The sequence below is a fragment of the Dendronalium sp. ChiSLP03b genome, from assembly GCF_034531165.2.
Classification (GTDB): Bacteria; Cyanobacteriota; Cyanobacteriia; order Cyanobacteriales; family Nostocaceae; genus Dendronalium; species Dendronalium minutum.
The window spans coordinates 1-24378 of sequence record NZ_JAVRBR020000087.1 but is presented as its reverse complement, the minus strand read 5'-3'; the positions used below and the strand labels follow the sequence as shown (position 1 = coordinate 24378).

Here is a 24378-nt window from a genome sequence, read left to right as displayed (position 1 = left end):
ATATCCATTGCGACTCAGAGATTCTAGTTTTTGCCTCTGTTCGGTATTCAGTAACACTTTATCTCTACGACCTTTCCCCATTAGCTTACCCCATTTTGTACCAACTTTATTGCACTATTTTAGCCTTGCCATGCCACTACTGGCGTGTCAAGGCTAAAGTAGTGCAATAGAAAAATTCGATTATGTGTCTAAACTTCAATTTTTCAGAGATTTTTAATGCAACATTTTAGCCTTGCCATGCCACTACGTATATTTCAAAAATCAAATATGAGTCCTATAGAGTACCTTCTCTCTATATTTCCAATTTTTTTTTCAAGTTTCTGAAATCCGGAATCTATTATTTACACGCTGGATTTCACCTGCTTCAACCAGTTGTGTAAGTTCATTTTCCAATTCAGACCGTGCTACTCCCAATTCTCGCATTAACCCTGTAATGGTCATACCATCAGCATTATTCTTGATTAATTCTAAAGCTTGGTCTTTGATGGAAGTTGAGGGTTGATTTTCCTCTACAGTTGCAGAACCAGGAATTACCCAGTAAACAACTTTGACTTTTTGCTCTTTATCAACGAGGTTAGCATCAAAACCATGAATTTCAAAAGTTTTGTTATAGGGTAGTGGTACATAGGCTACATACATACGTGGTAGTTGAATATTAGAGCCAAAGACGAAGTGTATACCTGATTGTCCCTGAGTTTGTCCCAAAGGTGGACGGGTAATCGGAGGAATATCTGCTGGTAATATGGGAGCAAGTATGACTGAAAAAGGTTGTCCTTCTTGCAAAGAAGGCACCGTAACACTGACAGGTACTAAACTGCCTTTGGGCAAAGTTTCATCTGTTTCAAATGCGAGTTCTTGTGTCCCTGTCGTAATCGTTGATACAGTATCTCCTGTAGCTGAAATGACTAGTTCGTTAGACTTTTGTCCTGGAACGAGATTTATATTATCTCCTGGTGTCAAAATCAGATTTCCGTTGACATCAGGACCGATTTGATTGATTTGTAAATTATGAACATGATCTGCACGAGCAAATTGTGGAGAAGTTCCAGGATTTGATTTTGGTTGGATGCTGGTTGCAGTTTCTCCTGGAACAGGAAGTTTTACTGAAGAAGCAACTTTTAAATCAAATGATTGTTTATCCTGAGTTTTGGCAATACTAATACTTTTATCTGATGAAGTGAAAGTTTTTGGATTAATTTTGCTAGCTATTACAACATCATCTGCTAAGTTATGAGCATGATCTGCACGAGCAAATTGTGGAGAACTTCCTGGAAGTGATAGTTGCTGGACGCTGCCTACAGTATCTCCTGGAGTGATATTTGTTGTATTGATTTTACTTATGAGGTCATACAGCATAGTATTACTGTAGACAATTTGGCGATACTTCGCAGTTTCTTGTTGATCGAGTGTTGGTGGTGCATTATCCGTTGGAATATTCACCACAGCAAGTAGTACTTTAGTATCTTGATTGGGTTCAGAATAAGTGCGTAAATAGTCGTTATAGTATTGCTGAACTATATCTTGAACAGGAAGCGACACTGTTTCAGATGAGTCTGGAATCAGTGTTAAATCTACAGTTTTGGCTGATTCATTTTGTTGAGCTAAAGAAACGGTAATTGCTGGTGAAGTTTGTGTTTCAAAACCACTCGCCGAAGCTTTAATTTGATAAGTTCCATTAGGAACTATAAGTGTGTAATTACCATCTGCATCAGTAAATGTAGTTGCTTTGACGATTTGAGTTTGTGGTTCTATCGCTTCAACTTTTACACCTAAAACAAATTCCGAGTCGGTATCAGTTTCTACATAAATTTTACCTTTAATTTGTGCAGATGGAACTTCTGCACTAGTAAAAATTGTATAAGTTTCTTTAACCCTTGCGTAACCATTTTCTGCATGAGAAACACGTTCTGTGGGCTGCTCTTTATATTGGATATAAATGTAGTTTTTACCTCTTGAATTGACTGACAAAGTTTCAGATATATTCTGGCTAACAACAATTTCTCTGCCAAAAGAATCTAAGGCTACTCCTTGGGATACTTGAACCTTTAACAAGATTTTATCTTGTTGATTATCCTTTTCAATTGTGAGATTTTTACCAACTTCTAAGCCGGAGACTATACCCTTACCCAAAACAAGGCGATTGAAGAGATGGTTTTTTTCAATTCCATATTGCTGTTCAAGTTCAAAATCACGAACAGTAAGCAATTTTCCATAAAAATAACTATTGCGTTCAAAAGAAACTAACGAGTTATTTTTGTTTGCCAATCCATTATTAGTAGCCATACTTGTAAACTCCTTTGTAGTTTTATAGAAATTTAATCAGTTTACTTTAGTGTCTAAACCTAATCGCGATCGCCTTTCTATTTGTCCAAATTCTTCAGAATCATTTAAAACATTTTCATGTGAAATAGCAAATCCCATATCCAAGCTTAAAGAAGGTTCAAAGATACAGCTATTGAATCCCAAGTAGGACTCATTATCTAAAGCTATCCAAGGTTGTAATACTTTTATAGAAGCTTCTGTATGAGCAGGTTTATCTGCATCAATGAGACGTTGAATGCTTTGTAACTCTATTTCGTTATCGATTTGAAAAGGACTGAGTAAAACCCAAAAACGAAATAGTTCGTTGTCATTAAAGTATTTTTTTTTCAGTTGCTGTAGAATTTCAGCTGTTTGATTATTTGTACTATTGTCTTCTACTTGAAAATACTCATAAATCAATGGGCGATCGCCTGTGAATAACTCAACCGTTGCTGCAATTCCTTCTCTTGTCCCACGCAGCTGATAAAGTTGCGGTGCTTTTTTCATCAAGTTGCGTAATTGCTCTTTTGTCCAATTGTCATCAATAGCGATCGCCAGCCAGGTAGATAGCCAAGGTAAGAAGTCCCCACTTACAACGTCCGCGTCGAAGTAACGAAAAATATGGTCTATCTGTCCTTCTAAGTTTCCTAAGAAGGTTTCAAAGAGTGAGAGAAAACGTTCAAGAAAATCGCGGCTATTTTCGTCCTCTTGATAAATAGCTGGTAAGTAACGTAGATAGGACAGTCGTGGAAAATCTACTCGGATACTTTTTAAAAGCGGTGTTTCATATTCAGTACCAATGAGTTCTACTTTTAAATGTAGATATCGCCCTTGAGGTCTAGGAATCTCTTCATCGCCTATAATTAAGGCATCTTCAGGATTAATCAAAGGTGCAAAATATGCTTCTGGCTGCCACTGATTGTCTGTAACTGAGTAATAAACTTTTATTTGTGTGTTATGTGGAATTTCCCGTTCTAAAATCAGTTTGTGCCATTGTTGACCGGGGATAGTACTATCAAAGACTGTTTTAAAGGAACCCGAAGGTAATTCTTGCTGCTGTCGTAGAAATTGCTGCTGCTGCCGCAAAACGCTGACTACTTTTTTTTCAGAATTGAAAATAAAAAGTTTGTCAGTACGGTTATAAATCATTTTGCTGACAGCCCCCCGGTAAGCGAAAACAGGTTCTACAGTTTCTCCCGATGGGGAACAGCGAAAAATGAATCTGTCTTCTTCTTCACCTTGAGGAAGCGATCGCTTATCGCCTACGTATACGTTTCCCAAGCTGTCAACAGCTAGTCCTGAAGGTTCAATTTCTTCTGGAACCAAGCCCTGCTGGCGCAAGCTGCGAAAATTAATCCAGGTACTATGAGAGTTGGCATCAACATCAAATCTTACTACTTTTTCGTAATCTTTTAAACAATCAAGGACATAGACAGTACCATTTTCAGCCAATGCGATCGCAGTTGGTTTGATAATGTTACCTCTGGCAAATCTTGTTGTTTCTATGCATTGTCCTGAAGGAGCATATTTAGCAACAACCTGTCCACCACGATCCAAAAGAGCATACAATGTCCCATCTTTCGTATCAGTTGCTAAATCGATAACTTTCACACCTTCTGGAAGTTCTACCACCCATCTAATCTGCCAATTAAATCGAGAAAATGCGTAAATGCAAGATTGAATTGTGTTCTCTGCAACCTGAGATTCATCTATTACGTAAATTGTGGAATTACTAAAGGCAATCTTCGTAGGTAAATCTAATAAAGCTGCCAAAGATGCAACTAGTTGTAAGTTATTTTGTACTGGATAAAAAAGCCAAATACTCTGCTGTTTTGTATCTAGTAAATATAGTTGTCCAAAATCATCGACTGCCAAATCAGCCGTTTCCAAATTGCTGAAAGATTGTTGACTAAGAATCTGTTGGTCAAAGACGAATTCATAACCAGTTTTTAGCCGCAGTCCCTCTTCGGAAATTTGCAAATTATCTGGTTGGCATTTTTGCCAATCGGCTTTGGTATTTAGCACTAAAAATTGAAATTCTTTCTCATTCATAGTGATTTTTATAAGTTATTGGTTTTCATAAGAAATTTCGTGTTTTTTTGAATAAATTAAAGTGTGTACGGAAATATGAATATTCCCTTGTCGATCTAATGTTACATCCGTATCTTTATCTGTAGTTTGAAAAGATAAGTCTAAAGTTTTTACACAATCTACACCTTTATTAAAATCTTCAATAGCTTTATAAACTTCCGATTTATATACGGCGCGTCCAAACTGCCAACCTTTACTATTAAATCCTCCATGCAAGGGATGTAAAAATCGCTCAATCAGAGATTGATTGACTTGTTGACAAACTTCATCTGGATTAAATCCCGAACGAATTCGCAATAAAGCCTTCACTTTGACTTCAACATAACTTGGAGGAATAACTTCCAATTTAGTGGTAATTAACCTGTGTGGTTCTAAATGTTGATAAACATTTTGCAAAAATCCTGAACTCGGTTTTGCAGGTATGGGAGTCTCGCTATAAGGTACAACAACTACTTTGACTAAATTTTTGGCCTCCGTTGCTGGAGGAGCGATCGCTTTAATTCTAGCTATGCGAAGTCCGGGAGTTGAAAGAGCCAATAACTCGAAATCTTCAGAAGTAACAGCTTTATTTATTTGCTTTAAGCTTTTCCTCGCACGTAGTTTGGCTTTTTCTAGTGTTTCTAACGGCGCACCCCCAGAGGCAGCTCTTTGGTTTTCTACTGTTAATTTGGTAGGACAGATAAATTCTGTATTTACTAAAGTAGAAACAGGATTAAAAATTTGATTAATTGTTTTAGCTTCGACATTACCTTTTTCTCCATCACTTGTTTGGCAAGAAACTACACAGATACTATATTCATCATCTAAAACCGGGGGTATATCGCCATTAATACCATCACCAAAATAAATTTTACCGTTTTCAGCATCTAATACATAATGTGGGTCTTCTGGATCAGAAGCATCAAAGTCCTTAACTTGAATCCAATCCTTCCAGAGGTAATCTTTTTCAATTTGCTGTTTAATTTGAATTTTCAAACTTTCTGAAACTATAACAAAATGCTTGAGTGAGAAACTTTGACTGGGCAATCCATTGCTTCTACCAAGGAAGCGTTGTTCATCGAATTCTTCTAAATAAGAAATAAGTCTAATATTATTCTTCCCTTTAGGTGGAATTTTCCGTCGAAAAGTCACTGTTATTGTTCCTGTAACATGATTTTTTTCTAACCGATAATTTTGCCAATCTTTCCAGTATCCATGTTGCATCTCGGATTCGTAAGATAAAACAACTGCTAACCAGAAAATTGTCTGTAAAAGTTCTAAACGTGAGTTAAAAAACAATAACGTCAGCGTTAAAGCAAATTGTTTGACTTGAATGATATTTTCACCTATCAGCGCCAGATATGAAGCTGGAAATGATTGAACGTGTTGATGATGGCTAGAGTGAATTGTGACTTCGCTCAATGTATCTTTTTCAGTAGCTGAAATAGTATTTAATAAGATGTTATTTATCTTGGGTGGTAGTTCATACCCAGCTTCTTTAACAACTGCTCGCAACCAGAAAAGTTGTTCTGTAAAAGGAAAAAGATTACGCACAGATAAATCTTGTGGTACTGTAAACCATAGCCGACCACTCTGGGATAAATTCAGAGTTTCATCACAATTTACATCAAGTTTTTTCCAGAGGCGATCGCTACCCCAATATTCCCAAGCAAGAGTAGCTGAGGGAATAATTTTTACAAGTTCTTCTTCTGCATATTCACCTCGTTTAACAGGATAATCTTCAAAGAGGTTAAAGGTTAGAGCAATAGATTTATCTATAGGAAAAGGTTGACCATATATACGCCTGCGATTATTTTCGTTAACGACAATCAAATAAATCTCATCTATAACAGCTTCATTAAAAGTAAGCTTCACCTGATTGTTAATTTCATCTAGTTCTAAAGTGAGCCGTTGCTCGCCATAATTAAGAATAATTTGGGTTCCAGCATCATTTTTATAAATAGCTTCATTATCTATATTTTTAACCCAATTAAATCCCAGATATATCTCTAAAAACTGCTTGAGTCTTTCGCTATCTATGTTAAAACCTATACTACAAACATTATCCCAGTCGAATACATATAATTTGAAACCAAGATAAAGACAACTACCAGCTTCAGCATTTTCACCAAAAGCATAAAACGAAAGTCCTAGTTGGTCACTTGCCTGCCTATTGTCCTGCCGTCCTGATTTACAAGAACTAATCACCTTTTGTAGACTATCTGGAACCATTAGCAAGGAGGTATCAGTCTCAAATATGACCTGTTCGTTAGTAGTTAACTTTGTTCTTTGGGGAATTAGAATTGGTACAAGTTCCCGTCTATCGGTAAACGAAAATTTCACATCAGTCGTCGCTGAGGCAATATCTTTGAGTCGAATGCCAACAAGTTTCAGAAATTTAAGATAATTCTCATCCCTAACTTGATCTAGATAATAACGCTGGAGTTCAGTCAGCCAAGCAAACAATTCCAGAAAAGTAATGCCGGGGTCATGAGTATTATGATCCGTCCATTCAGGAGCGTAGCGAGGAATTAATTTCCGCGCATCCTCCATCAACTGGGCAAAAGTTTTATCATCTAATCGGGGTAAAGGTAGTGTCATTTTTACTGCTTCCTGACTGTTTGTTAACCAACAATAAATTTTGAATTGATGTTGGCTTTAACATCAATTTGATGTTTGCCGTTACAAACTAATGCAAATGCATAGGAAATTTTATTGTTAGCGATCGGACTATCAGGCGTTATCTGCCAAATACGGTCAGTGTCTGTATCTCTAACAGTCATAGATAAAGAATCAACACGGTCTAAGTCAGGGATGGAACCCAACAAAGCATAAAAATCAGACAAACAAGGTAGGCGTTCAAATTCCCAACCTTGACCAGAGTCCCCACCAGTTAAAGGATGCAGAAATGCATTGAGCTTTTGCATTGCCATCTGCTCTACAAAAGGTACTACATCAACTTCAGCTGCAAATAGCGTTGCTTGAATATTAATCTTGAAGTAAGTCGGACCGCAGACATAAAGATGTTTGGGTGAAATGACAACATTTGCAGCGTGGTTCTGTAGGTATTTCTCCACTGTTTGTCTTAGCTGTAATGATGGTTGCGGTTCTGCTTTGCTGCTGTTGGGGATAACAATCACACTCACCCAACCGACTTGACTCTTTTTTTCATCATTAAAATTAGGCAAGCACTTGACTCGCGCAATGCTGCCAGAAGCTTGATAGGTTAGTTGTTCAAAATCTTCTTTTGCTACGGCGCGGTTGCGATGTTTCAAAATATATGAACCACGCTCTAGAGCCTTTTCTAATAATTCGGTATCTGAACCACCTTCAGCAGGTTCTGGGTTAGTAACGGTATCGATGTAAGCAATAGAACTTGTTAAACTATTGATTGCAAAGCTGTCAACATTACCTCGTTCTCCACCACCAAATTGATAATTAGCTATAATATTATCTGCTCCTATTGGTGGGATTGCTCCTTCTGTACCGTTGCCAAACTTAATCACCCCAAAAGTCCGATCAATTTCATAATGTCGGTCAACAGAAGTGGATTCTAACAGTTCTTCTTGTGGCTGCCATTTAATCCAAAATCCTATGGTATTGTCTTTACCATCCTTCACTTCTTTAACATAGGGTTTACCCAACAGTTCTTTTCTTTCATCCGCAGATAAAGCACTCAACTCATCTACCCAAATTTCCTCTGCAATCACAGGAAATTTAAATAACTTGAAAGTTTGCTCGGCTCTGCCATCGCTAGAACCAAGAATTTCATTGTTAATACTCTGTGTTTGAGATGCCCATGTTGTATTTAAATAAATTCCTTTGATTTGAGGAGCAGGAGCAAAGCCTTTTAGCTGATTATCTTTAGCAACTATTTTCTCCAGCGACTTGAATTTATCGTTGATATCAACAGCCCGAATCCAATAAAGTGATTTACCAAAGCGTAGAGTCTGAGCAAAATCATACACTCCTACAAACTCAACTATTCCACTTTGAGTCAAGTTATTAGTTTCATCTACAACATCTAGCCTAGCCCACTCGCCCTTACCGTTTTGCCGTCTGTAATATTCCCAATTTATGCGGGGCATATTTGTCTCAATATAAGCCTGTATTTCTAGTGAAAAGAAAATACTAATTGGGCCTTTTACAGGAGGCGCATCAAAGCCTAAATAAAGAGCTTGATGTTCATCATCAATTAGAGGTTGGAAGGGCTGAAAATCTTTACTAGTTTTACTTTCTTCAGTTTTATCCTGATATTGTAAATTATTAAGAATCAGACAATAGTCTAAAAAACTAGCTGCGGGAGCCGTCGTATCAGGAGATAATCCTGTAGTTGTCTCACCTTCTGGCAAGGATATAGATGTTACTTTGATATCTTTGATTATTGGTAAATTTTGTTCTGGTAATTTATTAACAGTAATACAACGAATCCAGCGGCTTTTAATACTGTTAATTTCTATCTCAGTAATTTCATCATTATTCTTTTTATCTAAAATTAGCTTGCCAGATTCAAAGGTACAACTATCAAATTCATGCCATTCAAATGGTTTATTTTCTTGGCCTCCCCAATACTGCCATTGAACTAAATTAGAATTAGAATCTAAAAGTTTTATTTGTAAACCTGTTATTTCTAATGTTATCCGAACACTAGCTGTAATATTAAAAATTTCTTGATGTCCTAAATACAGGATATGTTCTTGTGTATTCATACCTGCAAATAGTTCAAAAGTTAAAACTTTTTCTACTAAAGTGTCTGTGTAATACTTAGCGCTAAGCTTATTTTTAATAGTAACTTTCTCATCTGAAATTTTATCTACTTTTACATATTCAATACTGGATAATGTATTAGTTTCTCCGATTTTGAGTATATCTGCGACCTTTAACTCTGATGTATGGTCTAAAAATAAGTTTGTATCTTTTAGCTGTGCATCCTCGACTAACCTAGCAGAAAAGGGAGTACGTTTTTCTACTGCTAAAAAATCTGGAGGCGCAAGGAAAATCTCATCCTCTTTGTTATTAACACTATAGACATCAACTAGCTTAGTTGGAGTAGCTACAATATTCCTTTCAGTCTCAAAAACGATAGAGTCACCTCCTCCCACTGCTTGAGCAGTCATTTGAGTCTTAGCCGGAATTAAGACTGTTGTCCTCGCACCATCACTCAGCTTAAACGTTACAGGTGCGCGAGATTGTGAAGCTGGTAATAGTTTGACACCAAGCATATCCAGAAAAGCAATGAAATTTTTCTCAGGTACTAAGTTGAGTTGGTGAAGCGTACCTGTAAACATATGAGCAAAAATTTTAAGTAGTGCTGAACCTGAATCTTTGCGATCAGAGACTATCCATTCTGGAATATAAAAAGGTATTAACTTCCGAATTTCTTGGAGAATAGTTTCAAAATTTCTATTGTCAATTTTTGGCGATGCTGACATTTTCTTACCTATGAAAATTAGTTTGTTAAGACACTAAAGCGCCTATTAACAACTTACAATTCATCCTGCTTGGAGATAAAACGGATAAACTAAGTTAAATTCAGTATTTGTTTTGCGAACGTGATAATTAATGTCAATCCAGATTTTCCCAGTTTCACTTTTGTCTAATGAAACCTTAATCTGATTCACGTCAATTCTGGGTTCCCAATGGGTTAAGCCTTCACTTACACGTAATTTTATAAGTTCTAAAGTTGCCATACTCAAAGTTGCAAACACAAAATTATGGATACCACAACCAAAATCGGGTTGCATGATTCTTTCCCCTTTTGCAGTAGCCAGAATTATCCAAATTGCTTCTTGAATGTCTTTTTCATACTCAGACATTGATATTTTGCCATTTGGGGTATCTACATTAACTGGAAATTTCCAACCTATACCTAAAAACTCTTTCGCCATTGCTACCTCAATCAAAAATCTCAAATTTCAACTTTCTGTATCTTTTAGGTGAGGCCAAACAAAACCAATAATAAATGGATATTCAAAAACACCTTGTTCAAAGGCAACTAAAACTACATCGTGAACTTCTATCGGGGGAGAAGTGTTTTTGTCACTTGTAATTATCCGTGCCCATATTTCATCATTTGTTTGCTCATATTTTCTCCATTGAAATTTTACTTTTACTCTGCCCTTGGCTAGCTCTGATATATTAGTTACAGTTGCGAGGGTTACACCTTTAATTAGTGCGCCATTATCTTTGTCTTCAGTTTGAAGTGAGTAATTATATAAATTATTCATGATAATTTTGTAGTTTTTGATTGAAGTTCGATTTCTTTTTCATTAGGTACTCTGTTGACATTAAAAGTCGTTTTATAGCCTGAATTACTAATACTATGATTTGTTTGCTTAAGGTAATATTTCTGACTGAATTTACTACCTAATCCTTTAAGCTCAATGTTTGTACCTGCTAATATGTCAGGGATACCAATTGATTCTCCACTACCTTTAAATACATCTTCATGCTTCTTAAGTAAAATAGCTTTTGCCATACCTTTAGCGTGTTCTTCAGATATTACAGGTTGTTTTACTTGTTCAGAAATAAGTTGATTTGTTACGTTTACTCCTAGTATACGTCCCAAAACTTCTCTCACTAATATCCGGGATATTTCATCATTTTCTATTGTTGCAGTGGCAACAATATTTACTTTTTGCCGAGTGGTATCTTGTCCTAAAACATCTACTTTATAAACTCGTTCAGCAATATCAAATTCAGGAGAAAAACTGACTAAGCTTTTATTCCATTCTAACGTAACAATTGAAGATGATTCACGAGCAGGCTTTCGGAAATAAAGAGTATTTCTAAAAACAAATAGTTCGTAGTAATTTCTTTCAGCTAATCGCTTTAAAAATTCAAAATCACTTTCTTTCTCTTGCTTAACAATTTGTGGATATATTTGTTCAGTTTCTTCTATACTTTTTTTGTTAGGAAATGGGTCATTCTCATTGGGTAAAGTTTCTAGTTGGTATTCCTTAGCAATCAAATTTACTACTTCACTATCTTTTTTATCATTCCAAGAGCGCGGTTTCTTTTCTTTCATCATTCGATAAGAAATATCGAAACCACCTACTTCTACTTGAGGAGTGCCACCAGAAGGAAAAGACACCTTAACTGATGTTAATATACCAAACATCAGAGTTTTAAGTTGGCTACCATATCCCAATCTGATCTCAACTTCTGCATCAAAAACGAGGACTTGATTAATAAACGATCGCAGTTCTCCCTTTTCAATATCAAAAGCATTATTAACGATAAATGAAAAAGTATCTGCACCATCCAATGTATTATCAATGGTAACGCTAGAAATTTCTATACTTTCCTTTGTCTTATCTTCACCACGTGTCATAATATCACTGCGATCGACCAGAATTTGAAAGACAGGAGCATATAAATTTTCGTATTTTGCCTCTAATGCAATAATATCCATAACATTATTTTAAAACTGGAACAACAAGCTCTGTACCAATAGCTAGAATTCTCGGATTGCTAATTTTGTTAGCTTTAGCAATGGGACGCCATAAACCTGAGTTTTCGTATTCTTGATTTGCAATAGACCAAAGATAATCGCTTTGTTTTACAGTTATTCGTTTTGTGCGATCGCTAGATTCTTTACGCACATCTTGTATCTGCTCGCTCAAAGTTCTATATTCTTTAAAAGTAACACTGAGAGTCGCTCTGACTGGAGATCCTGACTCTAAAAATAGCGTAAACTTATGTGTTACTTGTTCTATAGTTGCTTTAAAATTTAGGGATGCCCAATGAAATTCGCAAACTGGTGGAGCATGAAGAACCGGGTCTATATCTAACAATGTTGTAATATTATTAGTGTATATTCTAACATCTTGTCTTGTTTCATAGGAATCGAAAAATAAATCCATTGTGAGAGTTTCAGTATTACCACTAACAAACTGAGTAACTGGTGTTGATGTTCCTGGTATTGCTGTACGTTGAAACTGATTACTTACTTCAGTTGAATACTCTGTAGGGTTAAATAAAACCGCAATATTTTCTCCTTTTCTACTCCCATTTATTGGGGTGATATAAGCTTTTTCTAAAGCCATTTTTAATTTCCTCTGATTACAGCATTCCTCTTCTTTGTCGCTCTATTTTGATTTTTTTTTCAATCAACTGATATACTTGTTCTGCAATGTGGTTAACATTTATTGTTGGTGTATCAGTTTGCATCTGTTTAATTAAGTCATTTTTTACCTTTACTTTTTTATCTTGATGGTTTTCAAGTTGATTTTCTTGATTATTTGGAACGGGAAAAATGTTTGCTTTTGGCTGAACAAATTCCATCGTTAGAGTATTAGGGGAGGAATTTAGCTTTAGCTGGTTTTTATTAGTATTATTATCAACCTGCTGGTGGAGAAGATTTTCAGAACTTTGTAAATACTTACTCAATCTTCTTGTGCGTATATAATGCGGTGCTAAACTTAAGTTATCCTCAGAATTAGTAGAATTAGTAGCAACTTTTTTATACTGCAAACTAGTTTGAGTTTCGATGCTCTGTAGTCTTTGAATAAACTGAGAAGTTCCCTTAACCGTTGATGTTATCTGATTCGTATTTGCTAAATGAATCAATAGAGGTTTTTGATTTTCAGTCAGAAGCGTAGGACTTGGCGATCGCGAGACTAAAATCTGGGCTGGCGAGGCAGATTTTTCTAACTGTAAATTTTGGGTTGGCAGAGTATTACTTTCAGACTGTTGTAAACTAAACGAGCCTGATGACTCAACAGCGAACGCATTAGATTTATTCTGGAATAGCAAAACAGCTTGACTAGTCTGCTGTTTTTGCCTCATTCCCATGTTTTCTAGTTGATTTAACTGGGGTAGTGATGTTTTGCTAATTAGAATTGTGCTACTTTGCGAGAAAGTCCACTCACCCAATTGATAAATCTGAGATTTGCTCTCCCTTGATGCAACTTTTTGCATCAATATATTGTTGAATAAGCTTGTATTCTGCTGTGTCTGGTAATTGATATTTGCTGAATGAGATATCAATGACGCAGCTATATTTCCTCTAGTAATGCTTGGGGTTAACGCATTGTAGAATAGGCTAGAATTAGTAGCAACTTTTCTAAACTGTAAGATAGTTTGGGTTTCAATGCTCTGTAGTCTTTGAATAAACTGAGAAGTTCCCTCAACCGTTGATGTTATCTGATTCATATTTGGTAAATGAACCAACAGAGGTTTTTGATTCTCAGTCAGTAACGTAGGACTTGGCGATCGCCAGATGAAAATCTGGGCTGGCGAGGCAGATTCTTCTAACTGTAAATTCTGAGTTGGGCGAGTATTATTTTCAGACTGTTGTAAACTAAACGAGCTTGGTGACTCAACAGCGAACGCATCAGATTTATTCTGGAATGACAAAACAGCTTGACTAGTCTGCTGTTTTTGCCTCACTTCCATGTTTTCTAGTTGATTTAACTGGGGTAGTGATGTTTTGCTAATCAGAATTGTGCTACTTTGCGAGAAAGTCCACCCGCCCGACTGGGAAATCTGAGATTTGCCCCCAATGTATACTCGCGGATCGAGTTGAGACGAGGTTCTGGTAATAGAAATTGTGCTGTTATTCGAGAAAGTAAATCTGGTTGAGTGCAAATTTTGAGGTTTGCTCTTTACTTCCACAAATCTTTGAACAACTGTATTTAAAAATATAAGTATGTTCAAATTCAAATTCCGTTTGGTTGTTGAAGGTGGTGGAGAAATGACTTGATTTGGGAAAATCTGAGTTGTATTAAATACATTCAAGAGACTGCTAACTCTTTGAAGTAGAGTCAGAGTCGGAAACTTAAATTTTCCCAGTTCTGCACCACTATATTTATCAGCAATGTGTTTGCTGAAATCAGCCAGCCCAAAGCAGCGCAATTCTAAAATTTGCTTCTCTAATCTCCCACTTGCTATTGGAATAAATAGTTGAGCGCATCTCATGACAAACTAATTCAAGCCTAAGTTTTCCAGAAACCATTGTGAGCAAGCTCTAATGTCTCTAAGGCAACAGTATTACCATCTGCTTTCAAATCAGGACCAACCCATTTAACTGGATAAGCAGCAACAAAATTCCAACGCCACTTTTCAACAGAAAGATTGTCTAAGAGAACTACAGAACCGTTTTGTCGCTTAATATCCCCATTAATGACATTTTGATGCCATTCCCAAAGCGCAGATGAGTCGGTAATACCCCGCTTGAGGACAAGATTGGGAAATTTTGTCGCCTTTGGCAGCCGATGTACAAAATTATTCCGGCCTCCTTCCTGATAGTCTTCTGTTTCTGTTTCTGCTTGCAAACCTGAAACTTCAGAAAAGCCTCCAACGACTAAACTCTGGATTTCAACTAAAAAGTTGAAAGCTGCATAGGGACTCATAATTTTTTCCCTCTTCTCCAACCCTTACTGGTCGTTTGCATTATTATTCAACTTGCGATTGATCTTGGATATTTCCTCACACCACATTTGGCGATCGCGATGTTCCATCTGCATAATGTCGCTATATGACCAGGGAAAATGATATGCAATAAAAGCTACCTCTTCATACAGTTTGTCTAAAGGGTAGCTGACTATACTTCCCCCAGGCTGCCAACCTCCACTTCATGCTTATGTCCGCACTGAGGACAGACAGTATTTATATTGCCTGTGCCATCTTCGTTAATGCGACGGTAAAAGTCTTGTAGAAAAGCCATGTCAGCCGCAAACAGCCCTTCAATAACTTTCGGATTGATTGACTCTAAAGAACCCAAGCGGCTAATTACTCTAGATAAAAGGATGATGACTAAATAGCCTGGGTTATTCTGCACGCGGGGGTCTTTCATGGGTGCAATCTCGTCAAAGGCTGTAGCTAAACGCATTATACCTTCTCGGTGAAGATTGCCATCCGAATCCACATAACCACGAACTAAAGTAAAAGGAAACTCTGTTTGCAGCATTACCTTCTACCGCCTCCAGCCGCAGCCACGTTTGCATCTAAACGCACGCCTTCATGAGCTATTTCTAAAGTTTCGATAGCGACTTCGTTGGCTGTAGCGTTAAAGCTAGCACCTGTCCATTTAGTAGGCCAAGCATTGCTTAAAATCCAGTGCATTTTGCGATTACCTTGATCGTCCACAAGGTAAATTGAGACTTCTTTGCGCTGTAAGTTGCCCTCTACTGCGCTGGTTCGCCAGTCCCAAAGGGCATGATCGTCAGTTAAACCCCACTTGAGGGAGACATTAGAATATTTCACTAAACCGGGTAACTTGCGGACTGTTAAGAATGCTTCGTTGCCTTCACGATATTCAATTGGGTCTTGGGCAGAATCTAACCCCGTACACTCTCTAAAGCCAGCACTTGTGATACCTTGGATTTCCACTATAAAGTTATAAGCATTATATGGATCTTTGCGTGGTGGATTATTGCGCTCTGCCATAATCAAAACTCTCTAATAAAATAGGTTGACATGAAAACCAAAGAACTTAACAAAAAAGAATTCAAGAGTCAGGAGCCAGAATTCAGAATTTACCTGAGTGCGACTGGTGATGAATGTTTGGGTTTAAGTCCCTCACCAAATCAGAGATTTGGTGGTGCTTCTAGGTGGCGGGTTTGAATCCCCCACGAAGAGTGATTCTGAGTTGGAGAATTCTTCTTCAATGCCTTAATTAGGACTTGTCGAAATGATGCCTTCAGCATCTTGAATGATCCGAACTACGATAAATTCACCAGGAACGGTGGGAGCAAGACCAATATCGATCGCTACTTGCCCAATATTTCTTACCTCAGGGGGGTTATTTTCTTCGTCGCATTTGACGTAAAAGGCTTCTGTGGGTGAACGACCATTGAGCGCCCCTTGTTGAAACAAATCATTGAAAAAAACAGTTAATTCGCGTTCAATAATTGCCCATAGTCTGTTACTGTTTGGTTCAAAGACCATGTTTGTCATTTTCAGCTCGATCAATCGTTTGACTGTTAAGAACAGCCGCCGCACGTTGATATAGAGCCAGTCTTGGTCTTGCTCAAGACTGAGTGTCCTCGCCCCCCAGACTCGAATACCGCGTCCAGGAAATGACCGCAGGCAGTTAATACTTTGCGGGTTGAGTTCATCTTGTTGGGCATTGGTGAGATTAACTTCTAAGTCAACTACACCCTGCAAAATTTCGTTAGCAGGTGCTTTGTGAACGCCAATACGCCGATCGCTACGGGCGTACACACCGGCGATATGACCGCAGGGGGGAACGAAATAACTGCTCTGTTCTGGGCCCTCTGCGATGCGAATCCAAGGATAGTATAAAGCGCCATAGCTCTGTGTTAATCTTTGCCTTTGCGCCTGAACTTGTTCCAGGTTAGCTCTAGGTAGGGAGTCTAGAATCGCAAAGCGATCGCCTAAACGACTGCAATGATCCAATACAGCAGACTGCATCAGCTGTACCTCTTCAGGGTCAGTTTTTTCCGGAGGCGATCGCATGATGTCAGGCGCACATACCAAGTCAATGGTATCTAGTTTTGCCAGTGCAGCCAGTCCTTCAGAGAATGCTTTGAGATTAGCATCTCTTAGGCGTACTACATAACACAAACTACCCCCATTCTGGAAAAAGCCCTGCACGGCATAAGCCAAGTAACTATTGAGCAAAGGTTCCCCAAACAACTGCTCGAATTGTGCCCACAGCGTCAATGGCTGGGGCTGATTAACAGCAATGTCAGTATTTTTACAGAGTCCCAGAAATGCAGGTACACCTGTACGAAGGTTAACCTGTGACTCTGAGATTATATACTTCTTATAGACTCCTGGGGTTTGATACATGGCTTTCATGATTTGGGCGACTCGTATGTGCTTACGGACACGCTACGCGATTGCTCGGTGCTTCATACTGGCAAAAAACCAACTATTGATTAGCTTGTGTTGTAGTCTGATTAGCTTGTGGTCCTTTTGGCCCTGCCCACTGACTAATGCGGAAGATGACAAACTCTGCGGGTTTGACAACTGCTACACCAATCTCTGCGATCACTTGACCCAAATCTCTAACTTCCGGTGGATTGGTTTCTTCGTCACACTTGACATAAAAAGCTTCTTGTGGTTTGTTGCCAAATAAAGCACCATCTCGCCAAACATTAGTGAGAAAAGCCGAAACATTGAGTCGAATTTTAGCCCACAGTATATAGTCGTTAGGCTCAAAGACTGCCCACTGAGTACCTTCGTCAATCGATTCGCGCAGGAAAAGGAATAGACGACGGACATTGATGTATGTCCACTCTGGGTCTTCCCCACTTGCTAGAGTACGGGCACCCCAGATCAGAATATTGTTGTTGCCGTTGAATTTGCGAATCACATTGATTCCTTCTGGATTCAATCCTGCCTGATCCGCCTTGGTCACATTCACCTCAAGTTCAAGAGCACCACGAATGACTTCGTTAGCAGGCGCTTTATGCACCCCACGCTCAGTGTCAACACGAGCATAAACTCCAGCAATGTGACCGCTGGGAGAAACGTAAATGTTTTCTTTGGTTATCGGATCGTAAACCTGAATTCTGGGAAAATAGATAGCACCATAGTCGCTATCTCTCGTACCTCCTTGAATAGCCTCTTTAGTGAGATTGAAATTAGTAACTTCTTCGTACCGACCGTCTAGAATTGCAAAGCGGTCTTGTAGATATTGATCCTCGCAATGACTCAGCACAGCTTCTTGGACTTCATCACTAACTGCACCAGGTACAGCAACTATGGCAATCTCGTCAATTGGCTTGAAAGTGTCTAAAGCTGCTCTGACATTCTCTACATCGATTTCATCAGCAACGCGAGTTATCCAACAACGAGTACCGCCATTATTGAAGAAGCCGTATACAGCATGAGCTAAAGTTCCGTTCCCCTCGTGAAAATCACCAAATGCGGTTTTGAATCTTTCCCAACTGGTAATTAGTTGTGGTTGATTGACAGGAGCTAGAGGGTAACGTTCTGGTAGCTCAGTAGGCTGTCTTGTTGGCTTCTCTGGCATGACAACATTATCGGCTACGCGACCAATAAAGCCAGCAATACTGGTGCCAACACCAGCAATAGGCATAATACCAGAGGGTTTTTCCTCAACGTATACTCCCGGTGCTTGATACACGGGCATTATTTTTACTCCTTAGTTTTCAATAATTAAGTTGATGGGATAGGATAAATGACTCGTTAAAGTGAACATCATCCCTGTAAGATAAAGTTCAAAGGAGGTTGTAAAGTACCAGGCGCTTTGATGACTACTGATTGAGAAGTTGGTTGATAACCCTGTGCAGAAACCAGCACCAGGCGCTCGATCTCTGATGTTTCTATGGAAAAAAGCGAGTATTGACCTTGGTCATTACTAAATGTGCTTTCTGTGTAACCAAACTGCACTTGTGCCATCAAAACAGGTTCTTCATTCTGGTTAAATATTTCGCCTTGGAGGAATGTGGTTGGCACAGCCATATCAGCAGCAGTCATTATGACTTTGCCCTCAACCTTGGCAGGTACTGTAACCGTTAATATGGCTTTGCCATAGCGCCTAGTAGCATTTGGTACTGATGCAGTCAAAGTATATTCGCCCTCAGGTAGCTCTAAGAAATGGAAGTGACCATCATTAGCGGTTAGAGTCCGATCGGGACGCTCAACCATCAAATTCCAGCGATCGCCATACTGTAAAGATTTGAGTTTGAGCCAGTTGGTAAAAGCGGATGGTGCTTTGGTAATGATTACTTCGGCATTGGGGATTACTTTCTTGGTTTGGGCATTCGTTACCTGACCAGCGATCGCTACCTGATGTCGAATGAGTTCCCACTTGAGCATTGACTAACTCTCCCTTGAACCATGCATCAGACGGAACTGGGCATCTGTAACCAGTGGTGCTTCTACAGGTTTAGATGGGTCTACACCAATAGTTACGGTGTAATTTAGAGATGCCTTTGGCTTACCACCCAGCGCCTGCCAAAATTCCCCTAAACTTTGCAAGCGACTAGGTTGTAGACTACTAGTTGGCAATAATGGCTCTTGTCCTGCCAGACTGCCTTCAAGTACGCTCTCTGGAAGCTTCGGATGCCGCAATAGCACCTTCATCACTTCACCCAGTAAACTGTGTTCGCTCAAAACATCACCCGACCAAGCAGTCACTAGATAAGAACAGTCCACTCGCACTAGAGGCGGTTGTTTGCGAGCAATACCGTTACTCTGCCGCTCTACCAACCAATCATTGCTGCGTAGTTCTAGATTCTCCCGCACGTCATAGAGAAAGAAATCAACTGTTCTCTGATTTGGATGAAATTTATCATCAGGCGTATCGAAGACAACTGTAACTTCCTCCGAAAAAACTCCTAACAATTCAGCCTCAAGAAGTTTTTTCAGGCTATTATCCAAATCCTTGATCATGTCGATTCATTCGTGGTACGAGAAGGTTTTGTGGGAATTCTTTCTGGTTCCTCTGCTTTTACAGGCGATGGACTATCCTTGACAGGCAATGGAGTATCTTTGTAATCATCATCTTCTTTTAGTTCTTTTAGTTCAATATCCTGTGCTTCTCGGATAAATTGATCTCTACGGTTCTGCCTAAATTTGTCAAAATTTTCCCGAGTTTTCTTTTCCTTTTCTGCAATTTTCAGAGCATTTTTATACCAATAGAAGTATTTAAACACTGCCAGAGCATATTGCCTCAGATGTTCTGTCAACTCACTCTTTAGCCATTCATGGTCTTTGACTGTTAAATTTTGTGGATACTTTGTATCGTCTTTTTTCAATTGTCTGGCTTGCTCCAAGAGAGCAGCAAATTCTAAGCTGTAGGCGTACAGTGCCCTGTAATTTTCTGTCTCAAGAAGGGGTTCTGCCTTCTTATATAAATCATCAAGCTGCTTAAACCAACTAGTAACTGTGTCCTTAAATTTTTTATAATTTTCAAAATTTTCCCCTGTCCTCTTTTTGAGTGCCAGTGCTTCTTCACGGCGACAATAATAACCATTTTCTAATTCTTTCCAAGCACATTCCCACTGCTCCTCGAGATTGGCTTCCACTTCCTCGTAGGATTCGTTTCTTAGTTCACTTATAGCTCTCCGGATTTTTGTACCAGGGTTATCATTGTCATTAGTCCAGTTATAGAGCTTTTTGTAGTTCTCTTCAGCCTTAGGTAGTTGTACTCTTAAAAAAGACTGAAAATACTCTTTTTGATACTCATCAACGATCTTCGGAATTTCTTCTCTATATCCTTTCTCGAGAATGTCAATATCCTTTTTAAATTCCTTGGTTGCTTCTAAATCTGGGTTCTCCTCTTGCTCGTGCTGAAGTCTCTTTTGCAAGCGCTGAAGCAGACGACCAACTGTGAGTTCTTCGTCAAGTTTCCTCGCTTCTGCAACTTCACAAGAGTCGTTGTCGTAAATCACAATAATTGTCTCGATTCCCATATTAAAACGTTCCTACACTAAAAGTAGTGATGGCTGAAATTAAACATAAATGTGCACTTGAGAGTGCGGAATGTGAGCTTAATCGCAGTGAATTACCTTTAATATTAGTTTTTCTCTTAGTCTGTGAAACTCATAAAACTCATCCCATAACTCATAGAAAAACTCATGAAAAATAACATTGCCCTTTGCGAATAGTTTTTTATCCCATCCCATCGGTGATAAATTAAGATAATCTTAACTTTTGTCAATTAGAAATTCTGCTGGAAAATTGGAAAGAGTAGAGGTACAAATTAAGGAACCGACAATTTTAGCTAGTCACGGTACTTCACCTGAACAATATCCAAATTGGGATGAAGAAGATGAAGAATGGGAGCAACGCGATTTTGTGATGTCAGACAAAAAACGAGCGATCGCTAAATCACACATTTCAGTAATTTAAAATATTTAATACAAATATTACAGTATTAATACGTGAACGGGTGTGGTCAAAAGTAGTTGGTGGATGAGCGATCGCTTAAGATATGAAGCTTAACGATAATGATAATCAATCTATTTTTGGGAAGGTGAGCGTAGCTCACCTTCCCTATTGACTAAAATTTTTATTTAATAGGGCGGCTAAAAATATTTAGTATTATTTTTACAGGATAATTGTCTCTGAAAAATTCTCAACTCAAGGGCTTATCTCAACCTGTGGCGTGAAGTTAAATGACTGTAAGAATAGATAAATTCTGGAAAAGTGAACAACTATTCAAGCAAAGGCAGTATTTTCATTAATTTTTAGTTCTGGTATTATTTGTTTCCAAAAATCTGCCCACCAATGATTAGCCCGAATCACTCGTAAAGCAAGCATCGGATTAATCGTATTGGGATGCCAAGTCGCGCCAGCAATTTTTAAGCGTTCTTGCGGTAAGAATTCAGGTCTAATATTGAGGAAGTAAAGAAGGGCGAGACAGAGAATTATCAGAATTAGCAATTAGAGCCTGTGCAAAAAAATCAATAACAGACCTACCTTGACGACGACACGGCAGTCGCTTCAAGTCGGCAGAGCCGCCCAACGCGCTGCCTTAGGTTTGCACCACTGTCAACAAATTGGCAGTATGACAAAACCGCTCCATCGAACGGGAACCACCACTAACTTTACGTTTTGTCACGGCTAAACGCAGCGAACGAACGGGCAAGATTATTATCCGGGGGCACTTCGGGATGATCAAGGAAATACCACCATTGATGAGCTTTATTACGCAGAGAACGTAAAAGCTGCCCTGCTGTCGCTCCTGCTAAGTTAATCCATTGAGCAATTGAAGATTGCAACTTGGATTTGAATTCATTGATCCAATTGTTGTAAAGGCTGGAATTAAGAGTTTCAAACCATTGAGCATAATTTCTAAAAGCTTCATCAATTAAATTAACGAATGTTTCACCAATAGCTTGGTTGTGAAGACCTGGAATGAGAATTAATTTTTTGAAGTGGCGGCGTAAATGAGCCAAACACTTTTGTTGGGCAACAGCTTGATAGCCGTTATAAACACGCTCATTCATCGCTGCTGAGTACCCCTGTATACTCAGTCCCCAAAATTGTTTCTAACTCGGCTCTAGAACGAGTATCAGCCGCAGTAAACAGACAGAACTCAGAATTGGCAACTACCCACAACCATTCTTTAGTTCCTTTGACTGACCAAGGTGTTTCATCCACATGAATGTTAGGCTGCGTCTGTTTTATCCAATCGCTTAATTCACTAATGCTTGGTTCTATTGCCCCAGTAATTCGTTCATTAGTTGTTACTAACGTTCCTAGTCCAATGTCAATCTGTCCTAGTTCCCATAACAAAACTTGGCTGTTTTTCATAGGGCATATGTGCATAGTTATTTGCCCATCCTAAAAATGCTTGTAATTTAACACCTAAATCTCGCCCTGGGATCATATCTTGTGGCCAAGGAGCAGTTTGTAAATTTCCACAGCACTCACACACACAACTATGGCGTTGATACTCTACTACTTCGATTGGGTATTCCACTAATTGCGCTACAGTTTGTTTTTCTACTTTTACTGCCACAGACGCAAATGCTTCTTGACCACAGTAAACACAATTTCCAGGGCGTAAGATTTCATAACGGTCTACTCTGCCAAAGCCTTTACGGGTTTTGCCCTGATGTCCTGGCTGCCCACCTGGTTTTTTGTTCGGCTGACTCGATTCTTCTTGGGAGGGTGCTTTTTTGTTTTCGCTCTTTTTGTGAATGTCTTGTGATGGTGGTTTCGATGAATTAGAACTATCCAAATCTCGGCTGACTTTTAAACGCTCTATTTCTTGCTGTAGCTCTATTATTATTTTCTGTAGCTCACGTATTACCTTGTTCTGCTCAATGATTATCTCTACCAGTTCTTACGCGCGATAACTGGTTCAAGCTTTCTCTATCTAGTTCTTGAGGCAGGTTTTTGTTCATATCTGTGATACTCCACCTCAACTGTCCCCTTTGTCAATACTCTGTTACCTGAATTCTTACATACAGCAATCGCTCAAACAAAAAGTCATGAAAATCAAAAAATCAAAAGACATGGTAATTATCAACGGCAAATATTAACAGTAGGTAATGTCAAAGTAACTCTTTCATTACCATATGTAATTGAACGTAACAATCGCTCACATCAAAAAGGAAAATACTTAAAGGTTGGATTCTGCCCCTTTCTAAAATGGTTAGGAATAGAACAAGGATTAACACCCCATGTTTGGGCAACAATTACAAAATATGGTGCAATTGCTGGTTCGTTTGAAGCTGCACGCACAATCTTAACAGATTGGGGAATAAACATTAGCCTAAAACGAATAGAACGCATCACATATTACTTTGGTAAAATTGGGGTAAATTTGCGTCAATCTAAGTTATCCAGTTTAGAAATTGGCAGTTTATCTACAGGTAATATTCTTAAAGACCAACGTGTTGTTATTGCAGTAGATGGTGAGTCCAGTCGGCGGTGTCGGTTTCCGTCCCGTCGAACTGGCGAACCCGAAGGGTGGGAGAACGAGAATCCGGATTAACAAAAAAGGTAGACGCAAACTCAAGACTAATCGTCTAGGTTTTACTGGAGAATGGGTTGAGCCAAAATTATTAACTATTTATGTCGTGAATGAACATGGCAACAAAATTAGGACATCATCGATACCTATTACCAATGACGGCACATATTCGGGTTATCAAGATTTTCTAAATATTTTAGAAATGTATCTAGTTAATCTCGGAATAAGCCAAGCTAAACAGGTATTGTTTTTCGTATGAAGGGAAACAGTAAGTTTTGGCTTCAAAATAACGCAGAGATAATGTTACATCTGCGATGTCAATGGATAGCCGGAAGTTGGGACAATTTTTGTAACTCTATTTTTAATTCTTTCCTTAACCCCAGCAGTGCTTGAACATTTTATACATTTGACTGAAATGTATGTTTTAGCGATCGCCTCCGGTGGGTCGGAGCATTATCACTCGTTTTTGTCCGACTTCAGAAAATCGCGTTGCTCCCTGCTGGACTTACATACTTGCTCTACCCAGATACAGCATCTGAATTACGTTTCCACTCCTGTTTTAGCAATTCTTGGTAAGTCTTTTCCCTCATCATCATCTGCTGGTAGAGCATGAGCAAAAACTCTTTAGCTTGTTCGCC

General features: G+C 38.6%; 21 protein-coding genes and 3 pseudogenes. 3 read left to right on the top strand and 21 right to left on the bottom strand.

Annotated features, from left to right (window positions below):
• Positions 1 to 312 precede the first annotated feature (312 nt).
• Genes RMY31_RS20830 through RMY31_RS20770 form a run of 13 tightly spaced genes read right to left on the bottom strand, consistent with a single transcriptional unit; the run spans position 313 to position 15762 of the window.
• Complete coding sequence (locus RMY31_RS20830; protein ID WP_322666032.1) at positions 313 to 2283, bottom strand: carboxypeptidase-like regulatory domain-containing protein; 1971 nt, start codon at positions 2281 to 2283, stop codon at positions 313 to 315.
• Between the two features lie 36 nt (positions 2284 to 2319).
• On the bottom strand, positions 2320 to 4353 hold the full coding sequence (locus tag RMY31_RS20825; RefSeq protein ID WP_322666034.1) for a phage tail protein: 2034 nt from the start codon (positions 4351 to 4353) through the stop codon (positions 2320 to 2322).
• 15 nt (positions 4354 to 4368) lie between these two features.
• On the bottom strand, positions 4369 to 6972 hold the full coding sequence (locus tag RMY31_RS20820; protein ID WP_322666036.1) for a putative baseplate assembly protein: 2604 nt from the start codon (positions 6970 to 6972) through the stop codon (positions 4369 to 4371).
• A gap of 23 nt (positions 6973 to 6995) precedes the next feature.
• On the bottom strand, positions 6996 to 9803 hold the full coding sequence (locus RMY31_RS20815) for a putative baseplate assembly protein (RefSeq protein ID WP_322666038.1): 2808 nt from the start codon (positions 9801 to 9803) through the stop codon (positions 6996 to 6998).
• Positions 9804 to 9863: 60 nt separating this feature from the next.
• Positions 9864 to 10274: a GPW/gp25 family protein gene (locus tag RMY31_RS20810; RefSeq protein WP_322666040.1), complete on the bottom strand. Its 411-nt coding sequence runs from the start codon at positions 10272 to 10274 to the stop codon at positions 9864 to 9866.
• 12 nt (positions 10275 to 10286) lie between these two features.
• A complete protein-coding gene (locus RMY31_RS20805; protein ID WP_322666042.1) occupies positions 10287 to 10598 on the bottom strand; it encodes a phage baseplate assembly protein V in 312 nt (103 codons plus the stop codon).
• Positions 10595 to 11785: a hypothetical protein gene (locus RMY31_RS20800; RefSeq protein WP_322666044.1), complete on the bottom strand. Its 1191-nt coding sequence runs from the start codon at positions 11783 to 11785 to the stop codon at positions 10595 to 10597. Before RMY31_RS20800 ends, RMY31_RS20805 begins: the two co-directional genes overlap by 4 nt.
• A gap of 4 nt (positions 11786 to 11789) precedes the next feature.
• Complete coding sequence (locus RMY31_RS20795) at positions 11790 to 12419, bottom strand: CIS tube protein (protein WP_322666045.1); 630 nt, start codon at positions 12417 to 12419, stop codon at positions 11790 to 11792.
• Between the two features lie 16 nt (positions 12420 to 12435).
• Complete coding sequence (locus RMY31_RS20790) at positions 12436 to 14292, bottom strand: hypothetical protein (protein WP_322666047.1); 1857 nt, start codon at positions 14290 to 14292, stop codon at positions 12436 to 12438.
• Between the two features lie 17 nt (positions 14293 to 14309).
• Complete coding sequence (locus tag RMY31_RS20785; RefSeq protein ID WP_322666049.1) at positions 14310 to 14726, bottom strand: phage tail protein; 417 nt, start codon at positions 14724 to 14726, stop codon at positions 14310 to 14312.
• A gap of 24 nt (positions 14727 to 14750) precedes the next feature.
• Positions 14751 to 14897 carry a DUF6760 family protein gene (locus RMY31_RS20780; RefSeq protein WP_409878147.1) on the bottom strand — a complete coding sequence of 49 codons (147 nt, stop codon included), beginning with the start codon at positions 14895 to 14897 and terminating at the stop codon, positions 14751 to 14753.
• A gap of 20 nt (positions 14898 to 14917) precedes the next feature.
• Positions 14918 to 15283, bottom strand: a complete 366-nt coding sequence (locus RMY31_RS20775) for a phage tail assembly protein (protein ID WP_322666051.1) — start codon at positions 15281 to 15283, stop codon at positions 14918 to 14920.
• On the bottom strand, positions 15283 to 15762 hold the full coding sequence (locus tag RMY31_RS20770; protein WP_322666053.1) for a phage tail protein: 480 nt from the start codon (positions 15760 to 15762) through the stop codon (positions 15283 to 15285). Before RMY31_RS20770 ends, RMY31_RS20775 begins: the two co-directional genes overlap by 1 nt.
• Positions 15763 to 15792: 30 nt before the next feature.
• On the opposite strand from RMY31_RS20770, the gene RMY31_RS20765 reads away from it, so the two are divergent.
• A complete protein-coding gene (locus tag RMY31_RS20765) occupies positions 15793 to 15939 on the top strand; it encodes a hypothetical protein (RefSeq protein ID WP_322666055.1) in 147 nt (48 codons plus the stop codon).
• Positions 15940 to 15987: 48 nt separating this feature from the next.
• Here RMY31_RS20765 and RMY31_RS20760 read toward each other — a convergent pair whose 3' ends face one another.
• The 5 genes from RMY31_RS20760 to RMY31_RS20740 form a co-directional block, all read right to left on the bottom strand.
• Positions 15988 to 17139 (bottom strand): phage tail sheath family protein, encoded by a 1152-nt coding sequence (locus tag RMY31_RS20760; protein ID WP_322666057.1) that lies wholly within the window; start codon positions 17137 to 17139, stop codon positions 15988 to 15990.
• Between the two features lie 73 nt (positions 17140 to 17212).
• Positions 17213 to 18439: a phage tail sheath family protein gene (locus tag RMY31_RS20755; RefSeq protein ID WP_322666059.1), complete on the bottom strand. Its 1227-nt coding sequence runs from the start codon at positions 18437 to 18439 to the stop codon at positions 17213 to 17215.
• A gap of 68 nt (positions 18440 to 18507) precedes the next feature.
• Positions 18508 to 19128, bottom strand: a complete 621-nt coding sequence (locus tag RMY31_RS20750) for a carboxypeptidase-like regulatory domain-containing protein (protein WP_322666061.1) — start codon at positions 19126 to 19128, stop codon at positions 18508 to 18510.
• 3 nt (positions 19129 to 19131) lie between these two features.
• On the bottom strand, positions 19132 to 19704 hold the full coding sequence (locus tag RMY31_RS20745) for a DUF4255 domain-containing protein (RefSeq protein ID WP_322666063.1): 573 nt from the start codon (positions 19702 to 19704) through the stop codon (positions 19132 to 19134).
• Complete coding sequence (locus tag RMY31_RS20740; protein ID WP_409878146.1) at positions 19701 to 20726, bottom strand: hypothetical protein; 1026 nt, start codon at positions 20724 to 20726, stop codon at positions 19701 to 19703. Before RMY31_RS20740 ends, RMY31_RS20745 begins: the two co-directional genes overlap by 4 nt.
• Positions 20727 to 20967: 241 nt before the next feature.
• Between RMY31_RS20740 and RMY31_RS20735 the strand changes: the two genes are divergently transcribed.
• Positions 20968 to 21165 (top strand): hypothetical protein, encoded by a 198-nt coding sequence (locus tag RMY31_RS20735; RefSeq protein WP_409878144.1) that lies wholly within the window; start codon positions 20968 to 20970, stop codon positions 21163 to 21165.
• Between the two features lie 309 nt (positions 21166 to 21474).
• Here the strand turns inward: RMY31_RS20735 and RMY31_RS20730 are convergent, their stop codons facing one another.
• Together RMY31_RS20730 and tnpC are read right to left on the bottom strand one after the other, a co-directional pair.
• Complete coding sequence (locus RMY31_RS20730) at positions 21475 to 21699, bottom strand: hypothetical protein (protein ID WP_322666072.1); 225 nt, start codon at positions 21697 to 21699, stop codon at positions 21475 to 21477.
• Positions 21647 to 23168 (bottom strand): annotated as a pseudogene (gene tnpC, locus RMY31_RS20725) (IS66 family transposase). The gene RMY31_RS20730 and the pseudogene tnpC overlap by 53 nt, the downstream one beginning before the upstream one ends.
• A gap of 50 nt (positions 23169 to 23218) precedes the next feature.
• Between tnpC and RMY31_RS20720 the strand changes: the two are divergent.
• Positions 23219 to 24133 (top strand): annotated as a pseudogene (locus RMY31_RS20720) (ISLre2 family transposase); the annotation flags it as partial.
• 125 nt (positions 24134 to 24258) lie between these two features.
• On the opposite strand, the pseudogene RMY31_RS20715 reads toward RMY31_RS20720, so the two are convergent.
• Positions 24259 to 24378: pseudogene (locus RMY31_RS20715) on the bottom strand (phycobilisome degradation family protein); the annotation flags it as partial.